Origin of the sequence: Auritidibacter sp. NML130574 (assembly GCF_003185725.2) — a bacterium.
In the GTDB taxonomy this organism is placed as follows: domain Bacteria; phylum Actinomycetota; class Actinomycetes; order Actinomycetales; family Micrococcaceae; genus Auritidibacter; species Auritidibacter ignavus.
This window is the reverse complement of the sequence record NZ_CP031746.1, coordinates 2,001,446-2,024,558: the sequence shown is the minus strand read 5'-3', so window position 1 is coordinate 2,024,558 and position 23,113 is coordinate 2,001,446. Positions and strand designations below refer to the sequence as shown.

Here is a 23,113-nt window from a genome sequence, read left to right as displayed (position 1 = left end):
GTGGCCGGAGTGTCCATCAGGGCCGACCGGGACTCGAAGGCCACCACCAGACCGATACGTAGCGGGAACTCGAAATAGCTACGGTGCCACAAATAGCCCGGCGCATTGCGCAGTCGACGTCCCAGGGGCGGCCAGACCAGAATTTGTTGGATCAAGGCAGCGACATTGCGGTACTCATTCTGACCGAGAAACAGGCAACCGGTCCGGGCTTGGGGGCTTTGCAGGCTGAAAAATCTCGAGTGCGCATTAGCTTTGTCTCTCGTCGTGCTGGGTTCGGGTCAGGTAGACGTTCTTGATCTTGGTGTTCGGGTCGCTGAAGGGGCCGGTCCCAAAGTCGTGGACCACCACCCGGATTTCTGCCGCCGAGGCATCCTCGGTCAACGACACCGCTACATCGCGAGAGACCGAAGCCAGGTGGTCCAACACCTGCTCGGAGAGCTGATCGGCCAGCTGATCTTTGGCGACCTGGTCCAACCGGGCGGCCGGGTAGGTCTCGGGATCGCGGAGCTGAATGTGCATGCGGGGCCGGTGCTCGAAATCGCCGATTTCCATCAGCTCAATCTGGAAAGAATCGATCACCTTGGCCGCCTCGGGGTCTCGATACAGCCCGTTTTGCACATCGAGCGGATAAATATTGGCGCCCATATAGGAGATCGTGGAGTCTTTCCGCCCGAACAGCAGCAGGAACGGCAATTTCATCTGCTGATTCCGGTAAGCCTCCTTGAGCCGGGAGACCAGTTGCGGGAAGGCGCTGGTGATCTGCACCATCTCGGGGAAGGACAGGATCCGCGCCTCGTCGCCAATGTTGTACCGCAACCGCGGGCTCATCACCGCCGAGGAATTGATGGTGACCATCAATTCACCCTCGTCGGTGGTCTCCATATAGGTTTCCAGCGGGTTGTACTGGAAAATCATGGGGGTTCTGGTCTCGTTCTGGCCCAACAGCGCGGTGCGGAAGGCGGGATTAGCGATCAACTCTTTGCGCAAGGTGATGCTCAGATCGGTCTCGCCACCCATGCCGATGGTCAGATCGGAGGCACCATAGCCGGAATAGACCCGGTCGAAGGTGCCCAGTACGTAATCCCGGAGCCCTTCGGTCATGGCCTCGCCACCAACGAACCCGTTGATGGTGTACTCGGCGAATTCGTCTCCGCACTCATCGAGGAGATCTTTCAGATGCTTCAAAAACGGTGGATAGGCGCTGATCAGGTAGGTGAATCGTGGTCCGAAGTGGCGCAGGGTATCCAGGATCTTCTCCAGGTCCGGGCCGGTGTTCTTCACCATCGCAATTTTGGCCATGGCCTGACCGGTATTGGTCCCGGTCGCCCAGGCACCCATCGAGAACGCATTAATGCAGAACAAGTTCTTGCCACCAAAGAGCATGGTCACATAGCCGGCGACATTCTTATGTACCGTTGCGGTTTCGTCCTTGGACCGCATCCAGTTGAACGGGGTCCCCGTAGAACCTGAGGACTCATCGACGACGGTGCCGGCCACCTCGATTTCACCGTCCCAGCACCGACTGGCTTCACCATAGGCCCTGACATAGTCGTCTTTGGAGGTAGGCGGATACGAGGCCAGATCCCACCAGCTGAATTCATAGTCGTTGCGGACCAAATAATCCTGGTAGGCCGGTACGTCCAGGGAGGCATGCTGGCAGATCATCCAGGCGTTGAGCTTGGCGAACCGTTCCAGACAAGGATGATAGTTCTTGGCGGTCAGCCGCTACAGGGCCGGGTCCAGCCGGTAAATGCTGTACAGCGAGGTGAGCCCAACATTAGCAGCGCGCAACGCGATTTGCCGGGCAATATTGATCGGGGCCGACTTGATCGGCAACGGCAATAGCTCGTCGTCGTCACGGGTGACCGTCGAGCGGGTACCGGTTCCGCGCAGGCGTCGGGAGGCTTTGCGCAGAGCCCGACGCAGACTCGATCTGCTCATGTGGCACAGCTTACGTTTCCGGCCAGTAACCGGACAAGAGGTTAGCCCTCGATCTTTTGCTCAGCCATCTCGTCCCAACCGTTGCCCTCAACCTGGCGGGAGATAATTTTCGGAGTCGACAGCAGATGCGGACGCATCGTCTCCAGCCCCTTGGCAAAGTGCTCACTGTTCACATGTGGGGCCGCACCGTCGTCGGTGAACCCTTCGATGAGGATGAACTCGTTATCGGCCTCCAATGATTTGGACCAGAAGAAGAAGAGGTTCCCTTCTTCGGCGCGCGTGGACTCGGTGAACTCCTGCACAATGTCAGGCCACTTCTCAACAGACTCAGGCTTGACTTCGTGACGGACCACAATGAAGTACATGACCATGGCTCCTTTCGGACGCGATAAACACGCCAGCTAACGTGACAGTTGTCTCTAGGCTACAGCCGGCGCCGTTAGAGTTGGAGGCATGACAAACGCCGACCGGTTCTCCCTACAGCATCCTCACGCCGTGATTCTGGGGGATAATTTGGGGCTACTGCAAAGACTGGCCGATGCATCAATCGATCTGATCTATATCGATCCACCCTTTAACACCGGAAAACGCCAAGTCCGGCAGAATATGGCCACCACGCGGTCGGCTGAGGGCACCCGCCGAGGATTTAAAGGCGCTCGTTACCAGACCATCAAGGGTCACCTGTATGCCTATAACGATCAGTTTGAGGACTATTGGGAATTCCTGGTGCCCCGGCTGGAACAGGCTTGGCGCTTGTTGAAACCCACCGGTACGTTCTACCTGCACCTCGACTACCGTGAGGCCCACTACGCCAAGGTGCTGCTGGATGCTCTGTTCGGGCGGGACTGTTTTCTCAATGAGATCATCTGGGCCTATGACTACGGTGCCCGCAGTAAGAAGAAATGGCCGGCCAAACACGACACGATTCTGGTCTACGTCAAAGACCCCCAGCAGTACTACTTCAACAGTGCAGAGGTGGACCGGGAACCCTATATGGCCCCGGGACTGGTGACCGCTGAAAAAGCAGCACGAGGTAAATTACCCACTGACGTGTGGTGGCACACTATTGTCTCTCCGACGGGGAAAGAAAAAACCGGCTACGCCACCCAAAAGCCAGAAGGCATCCTCCGCCGGATCGTTCAGGCCTCCTCAGCACCCGGAGATACTGTGCTGGATTTCTTTGCCGGGTCCGGCACCACCGGTGCCGTGGCCGGACGCTTAGGACGTCATTTCGTGATGATTGATCAAAACCCCGATGCTATCAGCGTGATGCATCAGCGTTACCAGCACCGACTCCCCGATCTCAAGGTCGCGTATCTGCGGTCCATGCCGGACGGGTTGGAGACCTATCAACCATTGGCGACATCCGGCCGTTAACCCCACAGTGGGGGTGGAGCATAGCCCCCACTGTGGGGTTAGGTACTTACTGCGCCGTGAGTGTTACTTCTTCTCGGCGGCGTGAGCGCCGGAGGGCTGGGAGGACGCGGAGGTATCGATCGTCACGTCGGTGGTGTTCTGATCCTGCTCGTTCGAGCCGGTCTCCGACGTGACAGCCGGCTGAGCGGCCGGCTTCTGCTCGGCGTTCCGCCCGGAGCGCTGTGCGCCCGGAGTAGCGGGAGTGCCCTGAGCGATCGGCTGTGGGGTCGGGTTCTTCCAGGGATCCTCGACAGGCTTGGTCAAGCGGTAGATGGCGAAAGCAGCACCCGAGGCGGCCACGGCCAGACCCACGAAGATCCAGACTTTGTTACCAGCCTTGGACTTCTTGGCTTCCTTTTTGGCCTCCTTATGCTGCTTCTGCAGTGTCTTCTCGGCAGACTTGGTGTATTTCTCCAGCGCCTTCTTCAGTTTCTTCGAGGCCTTCTTATCGCCGGTGACGGTTTCCAGCACGTTCTGCACCGGTGCCGGAACATCGTGGTCGGATACGGCGTTCGCGGTTTTCTCGGCAGCCTGAGCCAGCTGTTCGGTGGCAGCTGGTGCGTAGTCTTCGACAACCTTGGTCCGAGCGGCCTCAAGAGCCTCGGAGACTTTATCCACACCACGCTGAACCAGCGGGGTGGCTTTCTCCACGCCGTCCTGGAAGGTTTCTCCCGCCCAGTTCAGGGCGTTCTCCACCTTTGGAGCCGCCCACTCTTTGGCGTTTTCGAAGTTATCGGCCAAAGTCGACTGGACCGACCCAGAAGCCTTCTTCAGCTTCTTCTCGGCCTGACGTGCGGCTTTTTGAGTAGAACGTTTCGACATCGTGGTCTCGCCTCCATTAGGGACACTAGCTTCATCCCTAGCCTACGCGGGAATCTCGCAGTCTTCTATTGTGTGAGTGCGTGGCCACGAAAGATGTCGCGACAAGTCATGAATGACAACAGGAAACAGGATACTCTGACTGCGGTGTGTTAGCCGGGTGTGAATGTGCTCCAGTACGGCTGGATCGTAAACCGGGTTTTTCTCACCGCGGATATCGCCCCGAAATCCCTCGGTCATGAAAGAATAGAAACCATGAGTTCAATTGCAACGCACCAAGCGACCATCCATACCAATCTCGGCGATATCGTGGTCGAGCTGTTCGGTAACCACGCTCCAAAGACCGTGAAGAACTTCGTGGGCCTGGCCACCGGCGAGCAGGAGTGGACCGACCCGGCCAGTGGTGAGACCAAATCTGGTACCCCGCTGTACAACGGAACCATCTTCCACCGGATCATCAAGGACTTCATGATCCAGGGTGGGGACCCGCTGGGTCAGGGGATCGGTGGTCCCGGTTACGAGTTCGACGATGAGATTCACCCCGAACTGACCTTCAACGAGCCTTATCAGCTGGCGATGGCCAACGCCGGTATCCGTAACGGCAAGGGCACCAACGGCTCCCAGTTCTTCATCACCTCAGTGCCGACCACCTGGCTGCAGGGCAAGCACACCATCTTCGGTGAAGTCACCGATCCCACCTCCCAGCAGGTTGTCGACCAACTCAACGCAGTACCCACCGGCAGGAACGACAAGCCGGTTGATGATGTGGTGATTTCCTCGATCGAGATCACCGAGCTCTAAATCCAGCCGATCACTGATGAGCTTACACCGCCGGTTCCGCGCTGATGGTGGAATCGGCGGTGTTGTGCTGTGACCACAACGACCCCACCCAAGGACTCCCGGTATGACCACCTCAGATTCGAACCCGCCGGAATATGGTGCCTCGCCCGGCTCTTCTGCCTCCGAACCACAACCGGTCTGCCACCGGCACCCGGACCGGGTCAGTTATGTCCGCTGTAAGAATTGTGGCCGACCGGCCTGCGGCGAATGCCAACAACCCACCGAGGTGGGCGTGTTGTGCGCCGATTGCGTGCATCAGAACCAGGGTGCCCGCACCACTCGGCGCAGTGATACGCCTTGGGTGACGTATTGTCTGATGGGACTGTGTGTGGTGGTCTATATCCTGCAGTGGGTGACTGTCGCGCAACCGCAGGGCGTGACTCAGTTATTCCAATATGCCGGCGTGTATACCTCGGCGGTAGCACTGGAATACCCTTGGCTCCCCTTTGAGCCCTGGCGCATGATCACCTCGGCCTTTGTGCACTCCCTCGCCAACCCGGTACACCTGCTGATGAATATGCTGGTGCTCTACATGATGGGACGCGCGCTGGAACCGGCCCTGGGCCGGGTACGGTTCCTGGGTCTGTACTTACTGTCCGCTTTCGGCGGCTCGGTGGCCGTGCTGTTTCTCTCTGAACCTCATGTTCCAGTTGTCGGTGCCTCCGGTGCGGTCTACGGCCTGTTTGCCGCCATGTTCATTCTGCTACGCCAGTCCGGAGGACAGCTGGCTTCGATCACCGCGTTGATCGTGTTGAACCTGGTGATTTCCTTCGTGGGTAGCAATATCTCCTGGCAGGGCCACATTGGTGGACTCATCACCGGGGGTCTTACCGCCGGACTGATGCTGGGTCTGCACCAACTCTTCAGCAAGCGCATGGCTGACCCCACCTTGCCAAACGTTTCCGGCGGTCTATCCGCGACCGCGGTGGCTCAGCTGGGCACCTGGCTGGCCATTGCCGCGGTCTTCGTGGTGCTGGTGGTGCTGACCTGGGTCGGCGCACTGTCCATCACATTGTAACGAGCGAATTTATCCACAGGGTTGTCCACCGATGTGGAGTAAATACCAGCTGTGTAATTACAATCCTGTGATTCTCCACAGATGCTATCCACACTGTGGATAACGACCGGTGGGTTTAGCGCCAGCGCGTGGTCATCAAAAAACCGATAATGGCGATCCCAAAGCCCACCACGATATTCCAGGCGCCGATGGATTGGATCGGCAGCGTGGCTCCGGATAGGTAATACACGATAATCCAGATCAGACCGATGATCATCAGTCCGAACATGATCACCTTGTACCAAACCGGTAGCGGATCAGGTTCGATGTCTTCTCCGAGCACTTCACGGCGAGTTGGATCTGAGTTCGTCACAGGACTTCCTGACGTGGATATTGCGGACAGTGTGGTAGGTCGGACATAGAATGGTCCAGGACGACATTCTACCTACTGGTTGAGCTCGCCTGGTCAGAGAGAAGAACATGAGCACACACGCCACACACCCCCGCCGAGGCGGATTGCCTCGCCCCGGTCGCCGGTTCCACGATGACGTGTCCGGTCAGCCCTCAGGTGGCTACTATCACCCGGGTAGCTATCAGAAGATGCGTCGGTCCTTGCGTCCAGCCAAACCCACAGTGGTCAGTGTCTTAGGTGAACTGCTGGTGACCGCCGGGGTGTTCCTGTTGCTATTCGTGGTCTGGGAACTGTACTGGACCAACCTGGATGCCAATCGGCAGGCTGATGCCCACCAGCAACAGGTCATCGACGACTTCCAACGCAACTACGACGGGATGTTTACCGGCGATGGTCCGGATCCAGCGGTGCCGGCCGAGGTTGGTGACGGCGCAGAGGCGTGGGGCATTCTCTACGTGCCACGCCTGGGCTCAGACTGGTCCTCACCGGTGCTTGATGGGGTTAGTCCGGAGGTCATCGATCAGGGCGTGTTGGGGCGCTACCCGGATTCTCCCCGTCCTGGCGAAGAAGGCAACCTGGCCATGGCTGCGCACCGTCAAACCCACGGCTCAATCCTGTGGGATATGGACCAGGTGGTCGAAGGCGACCGGATGTATCTGCAAACCGCTAACGGCTGGTGGGTTTACGAGGTGAAACAAAACCACATTGTGCTTCCCACCGCCATTGAGGTCCTGGACCCCAACCCGTTGGATCCCGGTGGACCGGCATCGGGCCAGTGGTTGACCATTACCACCTGTCACCCGCTGTACACCACGCGAGAGCGGATGGTGACCCACGCCGAAAAGGTGGAGTTCGTTCCACTGGCCGACGGTCCTCCGGAGGAAATCGCCGAGGTGGCCGCGGAGAGTATGCCCGCCGGTGCCACCACGATCGATCCTGATCTCGAAGAGACCATGCACGAGCTGGCTCCGGTGACCATGGAAAACCTCTACGAAAAGTACCACGCGACCCAGACCCAGCGTGAAACCGAAACAGCTGAGGCTGCTGCACGGTAAAGGAGAACATCATGTACGCCTGGTTTTTCCATATCTTGCCCGGGCCCACCTGGCTGAAGTGGATCGAAGTGCTCGTCCTGCTTGCCCTGATCGTGTTTGTGCTGATGGAGTTCGTCTACCCGTGGATGTCTGAATTCGGGTTCTTCTCCGATGCCACCCTGGAGACAGAGCAGTGATCTCCAGGTCCCCCCGCATTCTGGTGATTGACAACTACGATAGCTTCGTGTTCACCGTGATCAACTATTTGCGCGATGCCGGTGCCGAGGTTGAGGTGTTGCGCAATGACGCGCTGAGCTGGGAGGAGTTCGTGGAACGCGCGCAGGCCGCTGACGGGGTGCTCATCTCCCCGGGTCCCGGTGATCCCAGCTCGGCGGGGGTGAGCATGGACCTGATTCGCTGGGCCGCTGAGCAGGCCAAGCCACTATATGGTGTGTGTCTGGGGCACCAGGCTATCGGTGAGGTGTACGGGGCCCGGATCTCCCGCGCTGCCCAACAGCTCCACGGCAAGAACTCGAGCGTGACCCACACCGATCACCCGATGTTTGAGGCGGTGCCCAATCCTTTTACCGCCACCCGTTACCACTCCCTGGCAGCCGAACGTGACACCGTGGATGAGACCGTCTTGGAGGTCACCGCCACAACAGCGGATGGGGTACCGATGGCCTTTGCGCATCGCCACCTGCCGATTTGGGGAGTGCAATTCCACCCCGAGGCACTGATGACTGAAGGTGGCCACGAGATGCTCCGCAACTGGGTGAACACACTCTAGCCGCATCTACCCGGGGTTGCCGGGCGGTGCCGGGCATTGCGGGTTAGTTCTCGTCCTCCGGTGTGGATGTGGTCTCCTCCGGCTCGGACTCCTCCGGACTGGTGGTATCTTCCTCCGGCGAGGGCTCGGCTGTGGTCTGCTCGTCGGTCGGGGTGGGTTCTGGTGGTTCAATGGCCACCGTGATGGTAATGGTGGAGCCCTGATCGACGGTGTTGCCACCGGTCACCGACTGTTTGATGACCGTATCGGGTTGGGCTTCATCGGTCTCTTCGGTCTCCACATTGGCCGACAGTCCCACACCATCAGCTTCCAGGGCCTGGACGGCATCGGCCTGAGATCTGCCGATCACATCGGGCACTTCGACCTGACCGTTGGACATCTGCAACGAAATCGTTGCCCCATAGGAGACCGTTGAACCCAGCTCCGGGTTGGTATTGACCAGTCGGTCACGATCCACCGTGGCCGAATTGACGTAGTTGATATCGTCGACCCGCAGGCCCAGACCTTCCAGCGTATCGCGCACGGTCGCCTCAGAGGCACCAGCCAAATCCTCGGGCAAGACGACCTCTTCGGGACCCATCGAGATCTTCAAGGTGATCTCATCATATTCCTGCAGCGTCTCGCCGGCAGCCGGGTCGGTGCCCACCGCAATATCGGCGGCAATTTCGTCGTCGTGGACGTTCTCAATCACCGGACGCAATCCGGCGGTGGTCAATGCATTTTGGGCATCGGTCTGCGACATCCCGGCCACGTCCGGCACGGTGACCTGAGATTGTTCAATCTGTTGTTGCTGCCAGTCTTGATAGAACCACCAGCCGGCCACGCCGGCACCGGACAAGAGCAACAGGACCACGATCCAGATCCACGCGGTAGATTTTTTCTTCTTGCGCGGTTGGGGCTCGTCGAGATCTTCGACCACGTAGCCCTCGTCGTCGTGGTTCGGGGCAAAGGGATCCAGGGGGTCCTGCTCGGATTCGGTGGCCGAGACGGTGGAGAATGCCTGGGTGGCCTCGGCCTCCGACCCGGGGCCGGCCATCGGGACGGCAGCCGGTAGCACCGTGGTGTGCTGGGTCGTGGCTTCTTCGTCGTGATCGGGGAAGATGCCGTGGTAGTGGGCATTTTCCAAGGCTTGGGCGAAGTCGGCACCGGTATCGAACCGATCATCGGGATCTTTCGACAGGGCTTTGGTGATCACCGCTTCCAGGGCCGGGGTCACGTCTGGGTTGATGGTCGAGGCCATCGGGGGGTCTTCCCGCACGTGCTGATAGGCCACCGAGACCGGTGATTCGCCCACGAACGGGGGACGGCCGGTAACCAGTTCGAACAGCACACAACCGGCCGAGTACAGATCGGAGCGGTAATCGACCTGCTCGCCGCGAGCCTGCTCGGGGGAGAGGTACTGGGCGGTGCCGACGACCGCTTGGGTCTGCGTCATGGTCGTGGAGGAATCTGACAGGGCTCGGGCGATCCCGAAGTCCATGACCTTCACATCGCCGGTCTCGGTGACCATCACGTTGGCCGGTTTAATGTCGCGGTGCACGATGTCGTGTTCGTGCGAGTAGTTCAGCGCAGCCAGAACTCCTGACATCCAATGCACCGCGTCATCGATGCTGACCTCACTGGAGCGCAACAAGGTGCGTAAGGTGGAGCCGGAGACGTACTCCATGATCATAAAGGGGCAGGATACCCCGGTGTGATCGGTATCGGGCAGGCGCTCTTCTCCGGTGTCGAACACTGCCACGATATTCGGGTGATTCAGGGCAGCCGAGGAGTGGGCCTCGCGTTGGAACCGGGTCTGAAATTGGGGGTCGCGTGCCAGATCCGGGCGCATCATCTTGATCGCCACCTGGCGACCTAAGCGTTGATCGTGGCCCAGGTAGACGTCGGCCATTCCGCCGCGACCGATGAGCTCGCCGATCTCATACCGATTGTTGAGTACTTGCTGTTCTGACACGTGGAGAATCCTATCAGGACGGCCGAACCGCTAGGCGAGCAGGGAATTGTCGTGTGAGTACCGGTTTTCGTGGCTGGAGGTCTCCCGGTGATTTTGTTCGGAACGGTTCTGCGGTGCCTGGTCGTGAAGTTCGGCGTTGCGCTGAGACTGCGCGTTACCGTTCTGCTCACCCTGCCCGTTGGTCGCTGTCTGACCCGGGTTTTGTTGGCCACCCTGCTGGGTTTGGCCACCACCGTTGGCCTGGCCGTTGCCCTGACCATTGCCCTGACCGTTGCCGGGCTGTTCGTCCGGGGTCTGCTGTTGCTGAGTTGGCTCCGGTTGCTGGGTGGGTTCCGGTTGGTCCTGCTGGGTCTGTTGGGGTCGTGGTTGGTGGGTTTGTTGCCGGCGTTGTTGCTGCTGGTTCTGCGGCGGTGCCTGTTGCTGTTGTTGGGTTTGCTGGGGCTGCTGCTGGTTCTGTGGCGGTGCCTGCTGTTGCTGTTGTTGCTGTTGGGTGCCGGGGTTCTGCTGCTGGCCACCTTGACCATTCGAGTAGTTCACGGTAATTTCGCTCCCCTCGGCCACCGTTCCGGTGGGGTTCAGCGAGAGCACCTCACCGGCTGGAGCACTATCTTCGCGCTCCTGCGTAGTGACCTCAAAGCCCAAATCCGTCAGTTCTTCTTCGACCTCGTCAACCTGACGGCCGACGTAGTCGTCGGCATTGACCTCCACGGAGGCTTCCGAAGCGGATTCGGTGGGCTCGGGATCGGGCTCCTCGTCGTTATTCAGTACCGAGGAGATCCACATTCCGATCACGGTGAACAGCACCAAAATGATCAACCCGATCAGTGGCCAGGTCCAGGGGCTACGCTTGCGTTTGCCCGGTGAGTCGGAGTCACCTTCGCCTGTTTCGTCCACACTGAGTGGTTCGTGGCCGGGCTCAGCGTCCTCGTCCAGGGTTCCTTCCCCGGCCCCGGTCAGCGGCAAGGCGGCGGTGGCTGGGTTGGTCTGCTCGGCTGCCAGAGCCTGGGTGCGTTCACCACGGGTGTCGATGGCTTGAGTCTGTATGGCCTGGGTGGCGGTATCTTCGTCGCCACCGGTTGCGGCGGAGCCGGACAGGAAGGGAATCATCCCCGGCACCGCACCGACGGCGGCGTCAGTGTCATCACGATGCAGTGCTTCGGCTGCGGTGGCCAGGGCATTGGCGTCTTGGGGCCGGTCTTCGGGTTCCTTGGACAGCATCGACATCACCAGCGCGCGGACCGGTTCCGGAATGGACTCCGGCAATTCCGGCGGGGCGTCGTTGACCTGGGCTAGGGCGATGGCGATCTGGGATTCGCCGGTGAAGGGGCGGTGCCCAGCTAGGCACTCATAGGCGATAATCCCCAGCGAGTAGATGTCGGAGGATCCGGTGGCTTGCTGGCCGGTGGCCTGTTCCGGGGCCAGGTATTGGGCGGTACCCATGACCTGGCCGGTGGCGGTCAGCGGGACTTGGTCGGCCAGGCGAGCGATGCCGAAGTCGGTGACTTTCACCCGGTCATTGGCGGTGATCAACAGGTTGCCGGGTTTAACGTCACGGTGGACCAGACCTTGGGCGTGAGCGGCAGACAGTGCCCGGGCGGTCTGGGCAATGATGGTCAGGGTCCGATCGGCGGAGAGGACCTTTTCCTTCTCCAAGATGGCGCTCAGCGGTGGGCCATCAACGAGCTCCATGACCAGGTAGCCACAGCCCTCTTCTTCCCCATAGTCGAAGACATTGGCCACCCCGGGGTGGTTCAGTAGCGCGGTGTGCTGTGCCTCGGCACGGAACCGGCGTAGGAAATTGGTATCACCGGTATATTCCTCTTTGAGGATTTTGATCGCGGTAATGCGACCCAATACCGTATCGCGAGCCTTCCATACTTCACCCATACCGCCAATGGCGATGCGATCGGTGAGCTGGTAGCGCCCGCCCAGCGTCATCCCGGATGTTGGTCTCACTGCTCGACCACCGCCTCCATGATCTTCTTCATATTATCTACCGTCAGTTGGTGCCCCGTGTCATATGGAACGTCTTCGTAAACCAGCGTGACCGCCACCTGGGGATCATCGGCCGGAGCAAAGCCGGTGATCCAGGAGTGCACTGTGGTATCGGCACCGGTGGAGTCTGAGATCTGACCGGTACCGGTCTTGGCTGCAATATCAACCTGATTGGATCGGGACGAGATCGCGGTACCAGATTGCACGGCTTCCTGCATCATGCCGGTGAGCTCGTTGGCGGTCTCGGCACTGATCGGCTCGGAGTAGACCTCGGGTTCGGGGTCCTCCAGCAAGTTCAGATCGGGACCGCGCACCGTATCGATCAGCTGGGGTTTCATCAGTGTGCCGTCGTTTGCAATACCGGCGGCCACCATGTTCATCTGCAAAGCGGTGGCGCGGACATCCACCGCACCCAGAATCGACTGGGCCAGGGTGGCGTCGGGTAACTGCTCGGTGGGGAAGCTGGAATTAGTCGCCGTTAGTGGCATGTCAAAGGTGTCGTTGAAGCCGAAGGCCTCTGCCATCTCCACAATCGGTTCCTGTCCCATCTCCATGGCCGCGGTGGCGAACGGAGTGTTACAGGACTGAGCGAAGATATAGCGGAAATCAGCCTGGTTAGGACTACTGCAGAGGCCACCTTCGAAGTTGCGCAACTGCAGACCGTCGGTCTGTGGCAGCGTAATGGAGTTTGGCAGATCTAAGGTGGTATCGGGATCGTAGTCGCCGGACTCGAGCATGGCCGAGGCCTGGATCAGCTTAAAGGTGGAGCCCGGTGCCACCGCCTCTTGGGTGGCGGCGGTGCGATAGGGGGAGAGCCCTTCTTGGGAGGTGATCTCTTCCATATTCTGCCGTGCTTCAGCACCGGAATGGGTGGCCAGCAGGTTGGTGTCGTAGCTGGGCTTGGAAGCCATGGCCAGAACGTCGCCGGTGGCCGGATCGGAGATCACCACCGAGGATTTAATCCCGTCGGGAAGCACCGAATAGGCGATCTCTTGCATCTGTGGGTCAATGGTGAGCTCGACCTGGGCGCCACGTTGCTCGCCACCGGTCAACAAGTTGTTCAGCCGGTCAGCAATCATCCCGTCGGCGGTTCCAGACAGTTCGGCATTCAGTTTATTTTCCAGTCCGGTGGCCCCGTAGGTCAGTGAGTAGAAGCCGGTCAGGCCCGAGTACTTTTCGGGCTCGTGGTAGACGCGCTGGTAGTCAAAGTTATCTGAGTCGGCCGGGACCGATTCAGCAATAGGTTCGCCATCGACCAGAATCGGGCCACGGTTGGAGCCAAATTGCTGGTACAGCTGGCGCGTATTGGCTTCATTGTTGTTCAACTCTTGGGCGCCAATGACTTGCACATAGCTGGCGGCAGCCAACAGCACCACGAACATGGCCACCAACACCATCCAGGCGTGACGGATTGATTGGTTCACTGGTGACCACCACCAGCGGTGGCCGGAGGGGTGCTGGACGGCTGGGTGCTGACCGACTGTGGGGTGCTCGGCGTAGCACCTTCGGCATGGGCGCGGTCACCGGTACCGGATCCGTCTCCGGAGGCGTTGACCATGGGGCCGACGATGATTGGGCGCCGGGCCGCATGGGAGACCATCAGCACCAGGGCCACAATGATCCAGTTGGCCAGAATTGAGGTACCACCGGCGGCCATGAAGGGTGTGGTCAGGCCGGTGAGCGGAATGACGCGTAAGACTCCGCCCATCACCACGAAGCACTGGATCCCGATGGAGACCGCCAACCCGGCGGCCAACAGTTTTCCGAAGGAGTCGCGGGCGCCCAGAGCAGCGCGGATGAACCGGGTTATTAGCAACACAAAGAGCAGGATAATGGCGGCCAGACCGACAAAGCCGACTTCTTCACCGAAGCTGGCGATAATCATATCCGAGTTGGCCGCATACACCAGGTCCGGCCGACCGCCACCCAGTCCGGTGCCTAGCAGACCCCCGGAGGCCAACCCGAACAGGCCCTGCACCACCTGGTGGGAGCCTCCCTGGGCGTTGATGACCTCGGGGTCGAAGGCGTTCAGCCAGCCGTTGATGCGGGCTTGGACGTGGTCGAAAGTCGAGACGGCGAAGGTACCGCCGATTGCCACCGCGAGCAGACCGAGGATGATCCAGGACAGCCGGGAGGTGGCCAGGTAGATCATGGCCAGAAAGAGGCCGAAGAACAAAACCGCTGAACCCAGGTCGCGCTGGAAGATCAGCACGCCCATCGAGATCAGCCAGGCAACGACCAGCGGGGCCAGGTCGCGCACGCGTGGGAATGCCATGGGACCGATTTTCTTCCCGGCCAACAGGATCAAGTCGCGGTTGGCCGAGAGGTAGCCGGCGAAGAAGATGGCCAGGGTGATCTTGGCGATTTCACCGGGCTGGAATTGACCGATGCCGAGGTTGACCCAAATGCGGGCACCGTTGATCTCCATGCCGAGCCCGGGGATCAGTGGCAACACCAGCATCACACCGGAGGCAACCAAGAACAGGTAGGTCCAGTTGCGTAGTCTGCGGTGATCGTTGAGGAACCACAGAATGCCCATGGCGATCACCATCGCCAAGGTGGTCCAGACCAGCTGGGAACTGGCGAAGTGGGTTTGGGGGTCTTTGGCCAGGTCCAACCGGTGGATCATCGCGATCCCCAGACCGTTCAGGGTCAGCACGATCGGCAGAATGTAGGGGTCAGCGTAGCGCGCTTTGACGCGCAACACGACATGGAAGGCGAAGGCCAACACGGTCATCACCCCGGCCTGGATCCAGTAGTCGTTGGTGATCGGGGTTTCCATGCCGATACCGGCCAGTACGTTAGCGGCGATGCCGATGGCTAGGGCCAGGATGATCAGCAGCAGCTCGGTGGCCCGGCGGGGACGGGAGGGGGAGACGACGGTCATGATCCGGTACCTCCAATCGCTCCGCCGGTGGCGCCAGCGACGGCACCCGATGCGCGAGAATTGCTGACCTCGGGAATATCGGGGTCGGTCGGTTGGGGGGAGGGCAACTCCACCGGCGGTGCTTCAGGGATCATGGAGCTGCGCAGATCTTCCAAAATATCGTGGGCGTGGTTGAGATCCTGGGCGGTCAGCCCGGACTCGACCCGTTGCCGGGTGTAGCCGGGGAGTCGGTCTAGGGGGATATCGGTGGTTTCTTCGACCTGGGAGAGCTCGATCGGGCCCAGATCCTGGGCGACACCACGGTATACGGCCACGTGGTCGCCATCAACACCGACGTAGTACTGGTTCTGGGACCACAAGTAGCCGGCGATCCCGCCACCGACAATGAGCACCACGATGGTGAGCAATGCTGCGATCAATGGCCAGTTGCGTCCGCGCGGGCGCGAGGTGTCGGTATCGTCGGAGAAGTCTTCGGAGGTGCCATTCAGCGTGCGGTAGGGGATCGGCTGGTACGTCTTCTCAGCTCGTGGGGCATCCAGGGCCTGCGGGGTGCCGTGCAACAGCGCGGCGGCTCGTTTGGCCGAGGATGAGCGGGTCACGATCGGAATCTGGTCGGTGTCGGTGGCCAGCGCGGCGGCACCAACCAGCAGGTGCGGACGTTTGCCCAAATCGTGACGTAATAGCGCCGCAGAAACCGGGGATTGGGGGTCGGATTCGGAGATCTCCCGGGCGGAACGGGTCAGCTCGGTAGTGTCTTCTTCCACCGGGGCCAGACGGCTGGTCTCATCCTCGGGCACGGTTTCGAAGATCACGACGGTGACGTTATCGGGAGATCCTCCGGCCAAGGTCAGGTCGACCAATTCCTCGACCGCCTGCTCAATGTCGTCGGCCGAACGTAGTTTTTCTTCGATGATGTTGTCGGCCACCACGGCGTTGAGTCCGTCGGAGCACAACAGCCAGCGTTCGCCGGGCTGGGCAGCAAAGGTGGACACATCCAGTTCGGGGGAGGCATCAACGTCGCCGAGCACGCGCATCAACACGTTTTTATGCGGGTGAGATTCGGCATCGGCCGGGTCGAGACGGCCTTCATCGATCAGCCGCTGGACGAAGGTGTGGTCTTTACTGATTTGCTCAAAGGTGTCGTTTTTCAGGCGATAGGCCCGAGAGTCACCAATGTGAGCCATGTGCAACTGGTCGTGATCGACCAGTAAAGCGGTGCAGGTGGTACCCATTCCCGCCAGTTTGGGGTTGGTATTGACCAGGTCGTTGAGAATCAGGTTGGCGGATTGAATTTCATCGGCCAGCACATTCTCGGGGTCTTGCTGATCGGGCCGATCCAATGGTGCCAAATCCAGCACGGTTGAGGCAGAGGCGACATCGCCCCCGACGTGTCCGCCCATTCCATCGGCGACCACCGCGAAGTAACGACCCACATAGGCTGAGTCATCGTTCTTGGCGCGGACTCTACCCACATCGGATCGGGCGGCAAAATTCAGCATTAAAGCCATTGTTATTGCCTCAGCTCCAGCACGGTTTTACCGATGCGAATCGGGGTGCCGGGCTCCACAGCGAGGGTTCGCGCCAGTTGCGCGCCGTTGATATAGGTGCCATTGGTGGATCCGAGGTCTTCGAGGAACCAGCGGGTACCCTGCGGGAACAGGCGAGCATGGCGCCCGGAGACATAATCATCATCCAGCACCAGGTCGCATTCGGCGGCGCGCCCCATCATCAGTGGCGCGCCCTGTAGATCCACGATATGTCCGGACAGGGGCCCTTCGGTGACTACCAACTGGGTGGCCAAAGCGCGTGGAGGGGCGCTCGGGGCATCAGCGCGGGGTCCTTGGCTGGCCGGGGCTCCGTCGGGGGAGACGGCAATCGCATCGGCCTGTTGTCCCCGGACTTTATTACGACGGCCCACCATCAAATCTCGGCCCTGCGAGGCGACGATGGCAATGATCAACACCCATAGGGCGGCCAGCAGACCCAAACGAAGGGCAGCGACGGCGAGTTCGCTCATTAAAACCCTCCCTGCCGGGACTGTTGTTTCGGCACCATCCGGAAGGTCATCCGAGTGCGTCCGGCGGTCACGGTATCCCCGTGGCGCAAGACGGCCGAGCCTCGGGCCTTCTGCCCGTTGATATAAAAGCCGTTGGTGGAGCCCAGGTCGACGGCGGTTACGCTGTCTCCGTGCACGCGCACCTCCAGGTGGCGACGAGAAATCCCGGGATCTTGGATCGTGATATCAGCCTCGGACGAGCGACCAATCACGATAGACGGAGACGTGAAGGAGTAGGTGGTCCCGTCAATTTCGAGAACCGGTTGGAGTTGGGTGGGCGCAACAGGCGCTGGTTGCCGGGCGCGTTGTTGTTGTCGCGGTGCCGGTGCTGGGGTGGACTGCGCGGCCTGCGTTTCGGATTCGATCGAGATATCACCGCGGGAGACGTTCTGATCTTCCAGGAAGGTCACACGCACCGGCCCCTGGAGCGTATAGCCCTGCTCGGAAGAGTGACGGATGACCTCATCGCAGAGCTCTTCAGCCAATGCTGAACCCCAGTGTCGAATCTGTTCAAAGTTCTGGGGTGAGAACGAGATCGAAAAGACATTGGGCACCAGAGTCCGGCCCTCGTGTAGTGAGATGGATTCGCGATCCAAGTGCAATCGTAGCGCGTTAGCGATCTCAACGGGCTTGACCTTACGAGCGCCACCGGCGGTGAAGACCGTTCGCACGGCACGTTCGAGGCCGCGTTCGAGATTGTCGAGTACTCCCACCGAGGCACCCCCTTCGTCAATATTATGGGTCAATTTTAGGAGATGAACATGAACACACCTCGGACATGACCTAACAGGCCGAGGAGGTGTTCTCTCCTCACGTCAGAGTACTAAAGTGTAATGCCCTTGCGTATCTTTGGGCTACACGGGTCACAACTTCCTCGACCATACACCCTGTTTTCAAGCGGAAATGCGAGAAAAACGTGGCTCAGTTGTGATGCTTCTCTACGAAAGGCTTCACGATTAGGTGAATCGAGCTCCCTATGATTATGATAGTTTTCGCTGTGCAACCCACGGTGGTGACTCGCTGTGGAACAGTACCATGATTTGCGCGAGTGGCGGAATTGGTAGACGCGCTGGCTTCAGGTGCCAGTGATCGCAAGATCGTGGGGGTTCAAGTCCCCCCTCGCGCACCGTGAGAAAAGGCCTCTGACCTGGGATTTTATCTCTCAGGTTGGGGGTCATTTGCGTCGGAAGTGCTAGAAAAAGTGCTAATGGCTGCCATACCAGGCCAATCACCGAGGCTTCTGTGCGGGGCTCGATGTTGCCTTACCCTCGGGGGCGTGTGCGCCGCAACGGTCTCGAAGCAGCGTTCGTGGTAGCGTTATGGCATGCACGCCCGTGGCCCCGCTCATCTCTTCATCGCGTGGGCTGTTCACGATGTCGAGGAGGCGGTGGCTTTTCCGAGCACCTGCGATGCCCTGGCTGATCGGACTGGTATCGAGGCGTTGCGCATGGATCAGCGTCAGTCATGGCTGGCTGTTGGCCTGATGGGAGTTCTTGTCGCTCTTGCCTGTCGCCGGGGCGCGGTATCGAATGGCCGCTCGCGGTTCTATCGGGCGATGGTGGCGGGACTTCAGGCACACGTTGGTACGCATCTGTTGGCTTCGGTGCTGCAACGTCGGTACACGGCTGGCGTTGCAACCGCGCTTCCGGTCATGCTGCCCGGTGCCGAGTCCGCTCGTCGGGAGCTTCGCGACTTCGGCGGGCCACTTCGCGCGAAAGACTACGCTGTCGGGGCTGCGCTCCTGCTCCCTGCTGCGCTGGGGTGCCAGGCACTCGCGCGCATGTTGATTCGGAGAAGCTAGACCTCATTGGCCCGAACGCAGAGAGCTCCGAGTTGTCTGCTTACTGGGTTACGGCGTCGGTTACGAACCCAGGTGTGCGGCGAAGCGGTCTACTGCCGACCGCTGCATGGTCGGGGTGACGTGGGAGTAGATGTTCATCGTCGTAGTGATCGTGGAGTGACCCAACCACTCTTGCACGACCTTGGGGTGCTCGCCAAGTTCGAGCAGCAGGGTCGCGTGGGTGTGACGCAGTCCCTTGATCGTCACCCGGTGCAGAGAGTCGAACTTCTCAGTCGCCCACTTCAAGCGGCGATCCCAGCGGCTGGTCATCGCGTCGGGCGAGCGAAGCTTCCCATCATCGTCGCCGAAGATGTAGGCGTCGGCTTTCGCCAGCTCGAACGACACCTCGGCTCGTGCGACCTTGTAGGAGGCGAGCACCTTGAGGGTTTCGGCGTCGATGTCGATGACGCGGGCTTGCCCGGTCTTGGTGGTCTTCGTCTTCGTCCAGTCGTCGGTGTCGACGGCGCGGCGGATGCTGACCCGCATCGTCTTTGTGTTGATATCCGACCATCGGAGCGCGAGGGCTTCTGATCTGCGCATGCCGGTGTAGGCGATGAGTCGCCACAGCGGGAACAGTTCGTCTTCGAGGGTGTCGCGGTTCCAGGTGAGGAAGGTCTGCAACTGCTCGGCCGTCCAGGTCGCGATCTCGGGTTTCTGTGCCCGCACGTCGCTGGACTTCGGGGGCTTCACGGTGCGCTTCTTCTTCGCCGGGTTCACGGTCAGGTGCCCGTCGTCAATCGTGGCATCGAGGATCGCACCGAGCACGACATGCACCTTGTGAACTGAGTTCGCCGAGAGCGGCTGTCCTTTGCCGTATTCGTCGTTGCGGCCGTGGTCTTCTAGGTCGCGGTAGTGGCGGGCGATCCCCGTGTCGGTGTCGTAGGCCTGGATCGAGCCCGGCTGCCGGGAACGGGAGCGCCGCTGCTGCTTCTCACCCCCGCCACCCTGCTCCGCGGGCTGTTGTTTCCTGGTCATGACAGCATGCTCCTCGCCGTGGTCTTGCCAGGCCGGTGAGTATTCCCATAGTTCTCGATGTAGTCGGCGGCGTTGAACACGCGCCCCTCCGGATCGACCTGCACGCCGCGCTCCTGGATCACGCGCGCGCGTGCCCGCGCGTGATCCAGGCGTTCCTGGTAGGCGGCGATGGTCTTCGGGTGCGCGCTGGTCTTCTCGGGGTCGTCCTTGCTTGGAGCGGTCATGCCCGCGAGGGTGGTTTCGAGGTGGTGGATGCGGTCGGTGCAGACCACCCATTCCTGCTGCCAGTAGTTGAACAGTCCCTCATCGGTGAGGACGAGTTCCCCGCGTATCCACCTGTCGATCTCTTCCGGCTCATACCCCTCCGGCACCCCGGTGAGTGTCGTCTGCTCCTCCGGTGGGGTCAGGAGGGCTGCGGGGGTGGTGCGTAGCAGGTAGGCGATCACGGTGAGGTCGTCCACGTCCACGCGGCGATCCCCGGCCTCCAGCTTGCTGATCCCCGAAGTCGAGAGCTTGCGCCCGGCGGCTTTCAGCCCGTCGGACATGGTGCGCAAGTCCATGCCGATCGCTTGACGTGCCGCGCGGATGTTCTGAGCGACGTGCGTGTTCGTGATGCCTGCGGGGTTGCCCCGCACCCTCTCTGTTTCCATAGTAGAAAACTACAACGCAATGCTTGACAGTACAAGTGCGATTCTCTACGGTGGGATGAACCACATTTCTCGGCGCTGACACGAACGGACGGTGCGACATGTGGCAGAGCACCCTCGATATGGACGACCTCCGCAAACGGCGCAGCCTCGTCATCACCAGCAAGGAAGCCGCCGAAGCGCTCGGCGTCGATCCCCGCACGAACACCACGAGCATCAACGAGGGCACGATCCCGCATGTCAAGCTCGGGCGGCGCATCGTGATCCCCCGCGAGAAGTTCCTCGCCCTCTTCGCAGATGCCGTGACCGATACCGGCGAGTCCTGACACTCGGATACGGCGGTGCCGATTCGGCACCCCCGCGCAAGTCTTTGTTGCCCCGCTTGGCAAGATAACTTGTGGCAAGTAAACTTGTGAGCATGGAGTCGGAACCGCTCATCCTGGACAGTGCCCACCGGCACGGCGTCTCGGATGCGGCGATGCTTCATGCGCTCCGTTTCCCTGTCCGGCACTTCGTGCAAGACGACGCGATGACCATGTTCATCGGCCCCGACGAGACCGGCACCCTGGTTGAAGTCGGCGTCATCGAATGGCACGGCATCATCGCGATCGCGCACGCGATGCGTCCGGCCCGACCCAAGTATCTGAGGTGAACATCATGGCTCCACGCTCTATCGAAGACATCAAGGCCCGCGCCGACGAGTTCGCGGACGCCTTCGAGAACTACGACCCCAAGCCCGGCGATAAGGACGCCCCGATCTCGCCCGTCATGGCCGTCAAGCTCGCCGCCTGGCGACGCGACACTGCCGAGCGTGAACTGGCCGACGCAGTGCGTGCGGCGCGGGAGAAGCGGCTGTCGTGGCGCGAGGTCGGTGAGGCAATCGGCACCAGCGGCGAGGCCGCCCGCCAGCGCTACAGCGCCAGCGCGTAGGAGGACGGCATGAAACGGATCAACGGGCACAAGCTCGGTAGGTGGAGCCTCCGCCTTGACGCGATTTACTGCACGCTCCTTGGCGCGTCCGTCGCGCTCTTCGCTGCGCCCATCGCCGAGGTCGTCGCGTTGCCGCAACTGCTGATCGCGGCTGCGGGTGTCACGGTCGTGCTGTGGGCGGGCCTCGTGCTGTGGATGCTGCTGAAGCTGCGCATCCAGACCGCGCTGCGCATGGTGATGGGCGTGAACATCCTCGCCGCACTTCTGGTCGCGGTGTGCGTGATGGCGGCGGGAACGCTGCTCGCGGTGGTCGGGGTTCTGGCCGTCGTGGTCGATATCGCGCTCTTCGCAGGTAGCCAGGCGCTCGCGCTGCGTACCCTCCCGACTGTGCGGACCGTCTGAGGCTTCACCATCCGATGCCCAGTGCCCCTGGCTGCTGATCCGGGCCAGTCCTTGTCAGGCCAGCACTGCGGCGCGCCAAGCCTTCCTGGCGGGCTTGCAGAGCCTCATGCTCGGCTCGCTGCTGCTCGCGTCGTTGAATGAGCCATTCAGCGGCCTCCGCGACGGGGCGCGCATACAGTTCAGCAATGATGCGCCGCCCTGTGGCGGCGCGCTTCCTGGCGCGTTCGGCGTCGGCTGTCGGGTTGGGGATGCGGAACGTGCCTCGCATCTGCCGCGCCTGCTCCGCCCCGTAGACCTGGACGGCGAGGCGATCCCGCTCAACGGCCTGCCACTCGGCGGTCTGCCGCTTCGCGGCCTCCGCCTCGCTGAGGGCCTGTTCAGCCGCCCGCACCTCGGGATGGGCATCGGCCTGTCCTGTTGCGATGGTCTGCGCCCACTCGGTGACGGGTCGCAAGAGAGACGGTGCGGTGCCCCAGGTCTGGGTGATGTGCTGCTCGATCTTCTCAACCGACTCTTTCGCGGTGTCGATGTTCCGGGCGGCGGTGCGCTTACGCCCGAACCTCGCCGCCCTCACCTCTTCTCGGGCGGTGTGGAGATGCGCCCGAGCTTCTACGAGTTCTTGCCCGTCCGCCCGCGCCCGCGTTTCCACCTCGGCCGTGACCGTGTGGCGGGTGCGCGCCGCAAGCTCCTTCGCGTGGACGACCAGTTCGGCGTGCTCCCCGGCTTCGACGTGCTGCGCTTGCTTCTGCTCGACGAATCGCGCGGCGGCGTCCTCGAACACGGCCGCGTGCTGTTCCGCGCGTTCGATGAGCTGGGTGAGGCGTGCCCGTTCGGTCTGCACGAGACGCACCGGCCCATCCTCCACAAGTCCTCGCACAGCTTCCGCTGCGCGTTCGGTCGCGTCGGTGAGGCCTCGGTCGGCGCGATCGCGTTCCATCGTCGCGATGAACTGTTCTCGCGCCTGCTCCTGGCTTTCGGCGACGATGTGCAGGAAGTTCTGCTTGCGGCCGCGAGTCATTCCGACGTACACGCTCGCGGCGCTGGTGGCGTCAGTGAGAAGCGTGTGCGACCCCGCCACAGTCGCGCCCTGGACTCCGTAGGCGGTCGCCGCATAGGACAGGTGCGCGTGCTCGGCCACATACTCGGCCGGGGATGCGCAGGGTGCGCTGCCGCTTCCT

At 61.1% G+C, this 23,113-nt stretch carries 26 protein-coding genes and 1 tRNA gene; 12 read left to right on the top strand and 15 right to left on the bottom strand.

Features of this window, described 5'->3' with window-relative positions; all coding sequences use genetic code 11:
* Positions 1-246: 246 nt before the first annotated feature.
* Genes DCC27_RS09185 through DCC27_RS09180 form a run of 3 tightly spaced genes read right to left on the bottom strand, consistent with a single transcriptional unit; the run spans position 247 to position 2,306 of the window.
* On the bottom strand, positions 247-1,665 hold the full coding sequence (locus DCC27_RS09185) for a phenylacetate--CoA ligase family protein (RefSeq protein ID WP_233242950.1): 1,419 nt from the start codon (positions 1,663-1,665) through the stop codon (positions 247-249).
* Positions 1,666-1,725: 60 nt separating this feature from the next.
* Positions 1,726-1,941 (bottom strand): hypothetical protein, encoded by a 216-nt coding sequence (locus tag DCC27_RS12525; RefSeq protein WP_233242951.1) that lies wholly within the window; start codon positions 1,939-1,941, stop codon positions 1,726-1,728.
* A 41-nt stretch (positions 1,942-1,982) separates the two neighbouring features.
* Positions 1,983-2,306 carry a putative quinol monooxygenase gene (locus DCC27_RS09180; RefSeq protein ID WP_110101497.1) on the bottom strand — a complete coding sequence of 108 codons (324 nt, stop codon included), beginning with the start codon at positions 2,304-2,306 and terminating at the stop codon, positions 1,983-1,985.
* A gap of 88 nt (positions 2,307-2,394) precedes the next feature.
* On the opposite strand from DCC27_RS09180, the gene DCC27_RS09175 reads away from it, so the two are divergent.
* Positions 2,395-3,318, top strand: a complete 924-nt coding sequence (locus tag DCC27_RS09175; RefSeq protein ID WP_110101467.1) for a site-specific DNA-methyltransferase — start codon at positions 2,395-2,397, stop codon at positions 3,316-3,318.
* Between the two features lie 63 nt (positions 3,319-3,381).
* Here DCC27_RS09175 and DCC27_RS09170 read toward each other — a convergent pair whose 3' ends face one another.
* Positions 3,382-4,179, bottom strand: a complete 798-nt coding sequence (locus DCC27_RS09170) for a hypothetical protein (RefSeq protein ID WP_110110711.1) — start codon at positions 4,177-4,179, stop codon at positions 3,382-3,384.
* 252 nt (positions 4,180-4,431) lie between these two features.
* Here DCC27_RS09170 and DCC27_RS09165 point away from each other — a divergent pair, with 252 nt between their 5' ends.
* Both DCC27_RS09165 and DCC27_RS09160 read left to right on the top strand, forming a co-directional pair.
* A complete protein-coding gene (locus tag DCC27_RS09165) occupies positions 4,432-4,977 on the top strand; it encodes a peptidylprolyl isomerase (RefSeq protein ID WP_110099277.1) in 546 nt (181 codons plus the stop codon).
* Between the two features lie 103 nt (positions 4,978-5,080).
* The gene (locus tag DCC27_RS09160) at positions 5,081-6,034 is read left to right on the top strand and encodes a rhomboid family intramembrane serine protease (protein WP_233488047.1); all 954 of its coding nucleotides are present in this window, start codon (positions 5,081-5,083) and stop codon (positions 6,032-6,034) included.
* A 115-nt stretch (positions 6,035-6,149) separates the two neighbouring features.
* Here the strand turns inward: DCC27_RS09160 and DCC27_RS12520 are convergent, their stop codons facing one another.
* Entirely contained in the window at positions 6,150-6,386 is a 237-nt protein-coding gene (locus DCC27_RS12520) for a cell division protein CrgA (RefSeq protein ID WP_233488049.1), read from the bottom strand.
* 107 nt (positions 6,387-6,493) lie between these two features.
* On the opposite strand from DCC27_RS12520, the gene DCC27_RS09150 reads away from it, so the two are divergent.
* From DCC27_RS09150 to DCC27_RS09145, 3 genes are read left to right on the top strand one after another with little or no spacing between them, the layout of a single operon-like run.
* Complete coding sequence (locus tag DCC27_RS09150) at positions 6,494-7,480, top strand: class E sortase (RefSeq protein WP_110101469.1); 987 nt, start codon at positions 6,494-6,496, stop codon at positions 7,478-7,480.
* 11 nt (positions 7,481-7,491) lie between these two features.
* Positions 7,492-7,656, top strand: a complete 165-nt coding sequence (locus tag DCC27_RS12240; protein ID WP_166769954.1) for a hypothetical protein — start codon at positions 7,492-7,494, stop codon at positions 7,654-7,656.
* On the top strand, positions 7,656-8,249 hold the full coding sequence (locus tag DCC27_RS09145; protein ID WP_110099280.1) for an aminodeoxychorismate/anthranilate synthase component II: 594 nt from the start codon (positions 7,656-7,658) through the stop codon (positions 8,247-8,249). Before DCC27_RS12240 ends, DCC27_RS09145 begins: the two co-directional genes overlap by 1 nt.
* Before the next feature lie 43 nt (positions 8,250-8,292).
* Here the strand turns inward: DCC27_RS09145 and pknB are convergent, their stop codons facing one another.
* From pknB to DCC27_RS09110, 7 genes are read right to left on the bottom strand one after another with little or no spacing between them, the layout of a single operon-like run.
* Entirely contained in the window at positions 8,293-10,203 is a 1,911-nt protein-coding gene (gene pknB / locus DCC27_RS09140; RefSeq protein WP_168186111.1) for a Stk1 family PASTA domain-containing Ser/Thr kinase, read from the bottom strand.
* A 30-nt stretch (positions 10,204-10,233) separates the two neighbouring features.
* A complete protein-coding gene (locus tag DCC27_RS09135) occupies positions 10,234-12,159 on the bottom strand; it encodes a protein kinase (protein WP_110101471.1) in 1,926 nt (641 codons plus the stop codon).
* Positions 12,156-13,622: a penicillin-binding transpeptidase domain-containing protein gene (locus DCC27_RS09130; RefSeq protein WP_110101472.1), complete on the bottom strand. Its 1,467-nt coding sequence runs from the start codon at positions 13,620-13,622 to the stop codon at positions 12,156-12,158. Before DCC27_RS09130 ends, DCC27_RS09135 begins: the two co-directional genes overlap by 4 nt.
* The gene (locus DCC27_RS09125) at positions 13,619-15,085 is read right to left on the bottom strand and encodes an FtsW/RodA/SpoVE family cell cycle protein (protein ID WP_110099212.1); all 1,467 of its coding nucleotides are present in this window, start codon (positions 15,083-15,085) and stop codon (positions 13,619-13,621) included. Before DCC27_RS09125 ends, DCC27_RS09130 begins: the two co-directional genes overlap by 4 nt.
* Complete coding sequence (locus DCC27_RS09120) at positions 15,082-16,593, bottom strand: PP2C family serine/threonine-protein phosphatase (RefSeq protein ID WP_110099213.1); 1,512 nt, start codon at positions 16,591-16,593, stop codon at positions 15,082-15,084. Before DCC27_RS09120 ends, DCC27_RS09125 begins: the two co-directional genes overlap by 4 nt.
* 2 nt (positions 16,594-16,595) lie before the next feature.
* Positions 16,596-17,102: an FHA domain-containing protein gene (locus tag DCC27_RS09115; RefSeq protein WP_110101473.1), complete on the bottom strand. Its 507-nt coding sequence runs from the start codon at positions 17,100-17,102 to the stop codon at positions 16,596-16,598.
* Positions 17,102-17,854 carry a DUF3662 and FHA domain-containing protein gene (locus tag DCC27_RS09110; protein ID WP_110101499.1) on the bottom strand — a complete coding sequence of 251 codons (753 nt, stop codon included), beginning with the start codon at positions 17,852-17,854 and terminating at the stop codon, positions 17,102-17,104. Before DCC27_RS09110 ends, DCC27_RS09115 begins: the two co-directional genes overlap by 1 nt.
* Before the next feature lie 329 nt (positions 17,855-18,183).
* On the opposite strand from DCC27_RS09110, the gene DCC27_RS09105 reads away from it, so the two are divergent.
* Positions 18,184-18,267: transfer RNA gene (locus tag DCC27_RS09105), tRNA-Leu, on the top strand.
* A gap of 198 nt (positions 18,268-18,465) precedes the next feature.
* Positions 18,466-18,942 (top strand): HXXEE domain-containing protein, encoded by a 477-nt coding sequence (locus tag DCC27_RS09100; protein ID WP_110099215.1) that lies wholly within the window; start codon positions 18,466-18,468, stop codon positions 18,940-18,942.
* Positions 18,943-19,002: 60 nt separating this feature from the next.
* Here the strand turns inward: DCC27_RS09100 and DCC27_RS09095 are convergent, their stop codons facing one another.
* Together DCC27_RS09095 and DCC27_RS12235 are read right to left on the bottom strand one after the other, a co-directional pair.
* Positions 19,003-19,956, bottom strand: a complete 954-nt coding sequence (locus DCC27_RS09095) for a site-specific integrase (protein WP_158278527.1) — start codon at positions 19,954-19,956, stop codon at positions 19,003-19,005.
* Positions 19,953-20,606 carry a helix-turn-helix domain-containing protein gene (locus tag DCC27_RS12235; protein ID WP_158278528.1) on the bottom strand — a complete coding sequence of 218 codons (654 nt, stop codon included), beginning with the start codon at positions 20,604-20,606 and terminating at the stop codon, positions 19,953-19,955. Before DCC27_RS12235 ends, DCC27_RS09095 begins: the two co-directional genes overlap by 4 nt.
* A gap of 98 nt (positions 20,607-20,704) precedes the next feature.
* On the opposite strand from DCC27_RS12235, the gene DCC27_RS09090 reads away from it, so the two are divergent.
* From DCC27_RS09090 to DCC27_RS09075, 4 genes are all read left to right on the top strand, one after another.
* Positions 20,705-20,929, top strand: coding sequence for a helix-turn-helix domain-containing protein (locus DCC27_RS09090; RefSeq protein ID WP_110099218.1), 225 nt, complete (start codon positions 20,705-20,707; stop codon positions 20,927-20,929).
* A 71-nt stretch (positions 20,930-21,000) separates the two neighbouring features.
* A complete protein-coding gene (locus DCC27_RS09085) occupies positions 21,001-21,255 on the top strand; it encodes a hypothetical protein (protein WP_246840080.1) in 255 nt (84 codons plus the stop codon).
* A gap of 5 nt (positions 21,256-21,260) precedes the next feature.
* Positions 21,261-21,533, top strand: coding sequence for a hypothetical protein (locus DCC27_RS09080; protein ID WP_110099219.1), 273 nt, complete (start codon positions 21,261-21,263; stop codon positions 21,531-21,533).
* Between the two features lie 9 nt (positions 21,534-21,542).
* Positions 21,543-21,935: a hypothetical protein gene (locus DCC27_RS09075; RefSeq protein WP_110099220.1), complete on the top strand. Its 393-nt coding sequence runs from the start codon at positions 21,543-21,545 to the stop codon at positions 21,933-21,935.
* Between the two features lie 4 nt (positions 21,936-21,939).
* Here the strand turns inward: DCC27_RS09075 and DCC27_RS09070 are convergent, their stop codons facing one another.
* Complete coding sequence (locus tag DCC27_RS09070) at positions 21,940-23,073, bottom strand: hypothetical protein (RefSeq protein WP_110099221.1); 1,134 nt, start codon at positions 23,071-23,073, stop codon at positions 21,940-21,942.
* Positions 23,074-23,113: the final 40 nt, after the last annotated feature.

Bases quoted from the DNA above. Each gene is read 5' to 3' on its own strand.
- DCC27_RS09115 (WP_110101473.1), bottom strand. From the start codon at position 17,102: ATGAGCGAACTCGCCGTCGCTGCCCTTCGTTTGGGTCTGCTGGCCGCC.
- DCC27_RS12525 (WP_233242951.1), bottom strand. From the start codon at position 1,941: ATGAGCAGATCGAGTCTGCGTCGGGCTCTGCGCAAAGCCTCCCGACGC.
- DCC27_RS09100 (WP_110099215.1), top strand. From the start codon at position 18,466: ATGCACGCCCGTGGCCCCGCTCATCTCTTCATCGCGTGGGCTGTTCAC.
- DCC27_RS09165 (WP_110099277.1), top strand. From the start codon at position 4,432: ATGAGTTCAATTGCAACGCACCAAGCGACCATCCATACCAATCTCGGC.
- DCC27_RS09160 (WP_233488047.1), top strand. From the start codon at position 5,081: ATGACCACCTCAGATTCGAACCCGCCGGAATATGGTGCCTCGCCCGGC.
- DCC27_RS09075 (WP_110099220.1), top strand. From the start codon at position 21,543: ATGAAACGGATCAACGGGCACAAGCTCGGTAGGTGGAGCCTCCGCCTT.
- DCC27_RS09180 (WP_110101497.1), bottom strand. From the start codon at position 2,306: ATGTACTTCATTGTGGTCCGTCACGAAGTCAAGCCTGAGTCTGTTGAG.
- DCC27_RS09170 (WP_110110711.1), bottom strand. From the start codon at position 4,179: ATGTCGAAACGTTCTACTCAAAAAGCCGCACGTCAGGCCGAGAAGAAG.
- DCC27_RS09090 (WP_110099218.1), top strand. From the start codon at position 20,705: ATGTGGCAGAGCACCCTCGATATGGACGACCTCCGCAAACGGCGCAGC.
- DCC27_RS09175 (WP_110101467.1), top strand. From the start codon at position 2,395: ATGACAAACGCCGACCGGTTCTCCCTACAGCATCCTCACGCCGTGATT.
- DCC27_RS09120 (WP_110099213.1), bottom strand. From the start codon at position 16,593: ATGGCTTTAATGCTGAATTTTGCCGCCCGATCCGATGTGGGTAGAGTC.
- DCC27_RS09150 (WP_110101469.1), top strand. From the start codon at position 6,494: ATGAGCACACACGCCACACACCCCCGCCGAGGCGGATTGCCTCGCCCC.
- DCC27_RS09095 (WP_158278527.1), bottom strand. From the start codon at position 19,956: ATGACCAGGAAACAACAGCCCGCGGAGCAGGGTGGCGGGGGTGAGAAG.
- DCC27_RS09185 (WP_233242950.1), bottom strand. From the start codon at position 1,665: ATGATCTGCCAGCATGCCTCCCTGGACGTACCGGCCTACCAGGATTAT.
- DCC27_RS09080 (WP_110099219.1), top strand. From the start codon at position 21,261: ATGGCTCCACGCTCTATCGAAGACATCAAGGCCCGCGCCGACGAGTTC.
- DCC27_RS12235 (WP_158278528.1), bottom strand. From the start codon at position 20,606: ATGGAAACAGAGAGGGTGCGGGGCAACCCCGCAGGCATCACGAACACG.
- DCC27_RS09125 (WP_110099212.1), bottom strand. From the start codon at position 15,085: ATGACCGTCGTCTCCCCCTCCCGTCCCCGCCGGGCCACCGAGCTGCTG.
- DCC27_RS12240 (WP_166769954.1), top strand. From the start codon at position 7,492: ATGTACGCCTGGTTTTTCCATATCTTGCCCGGGCCCACCTGGCTGAAG.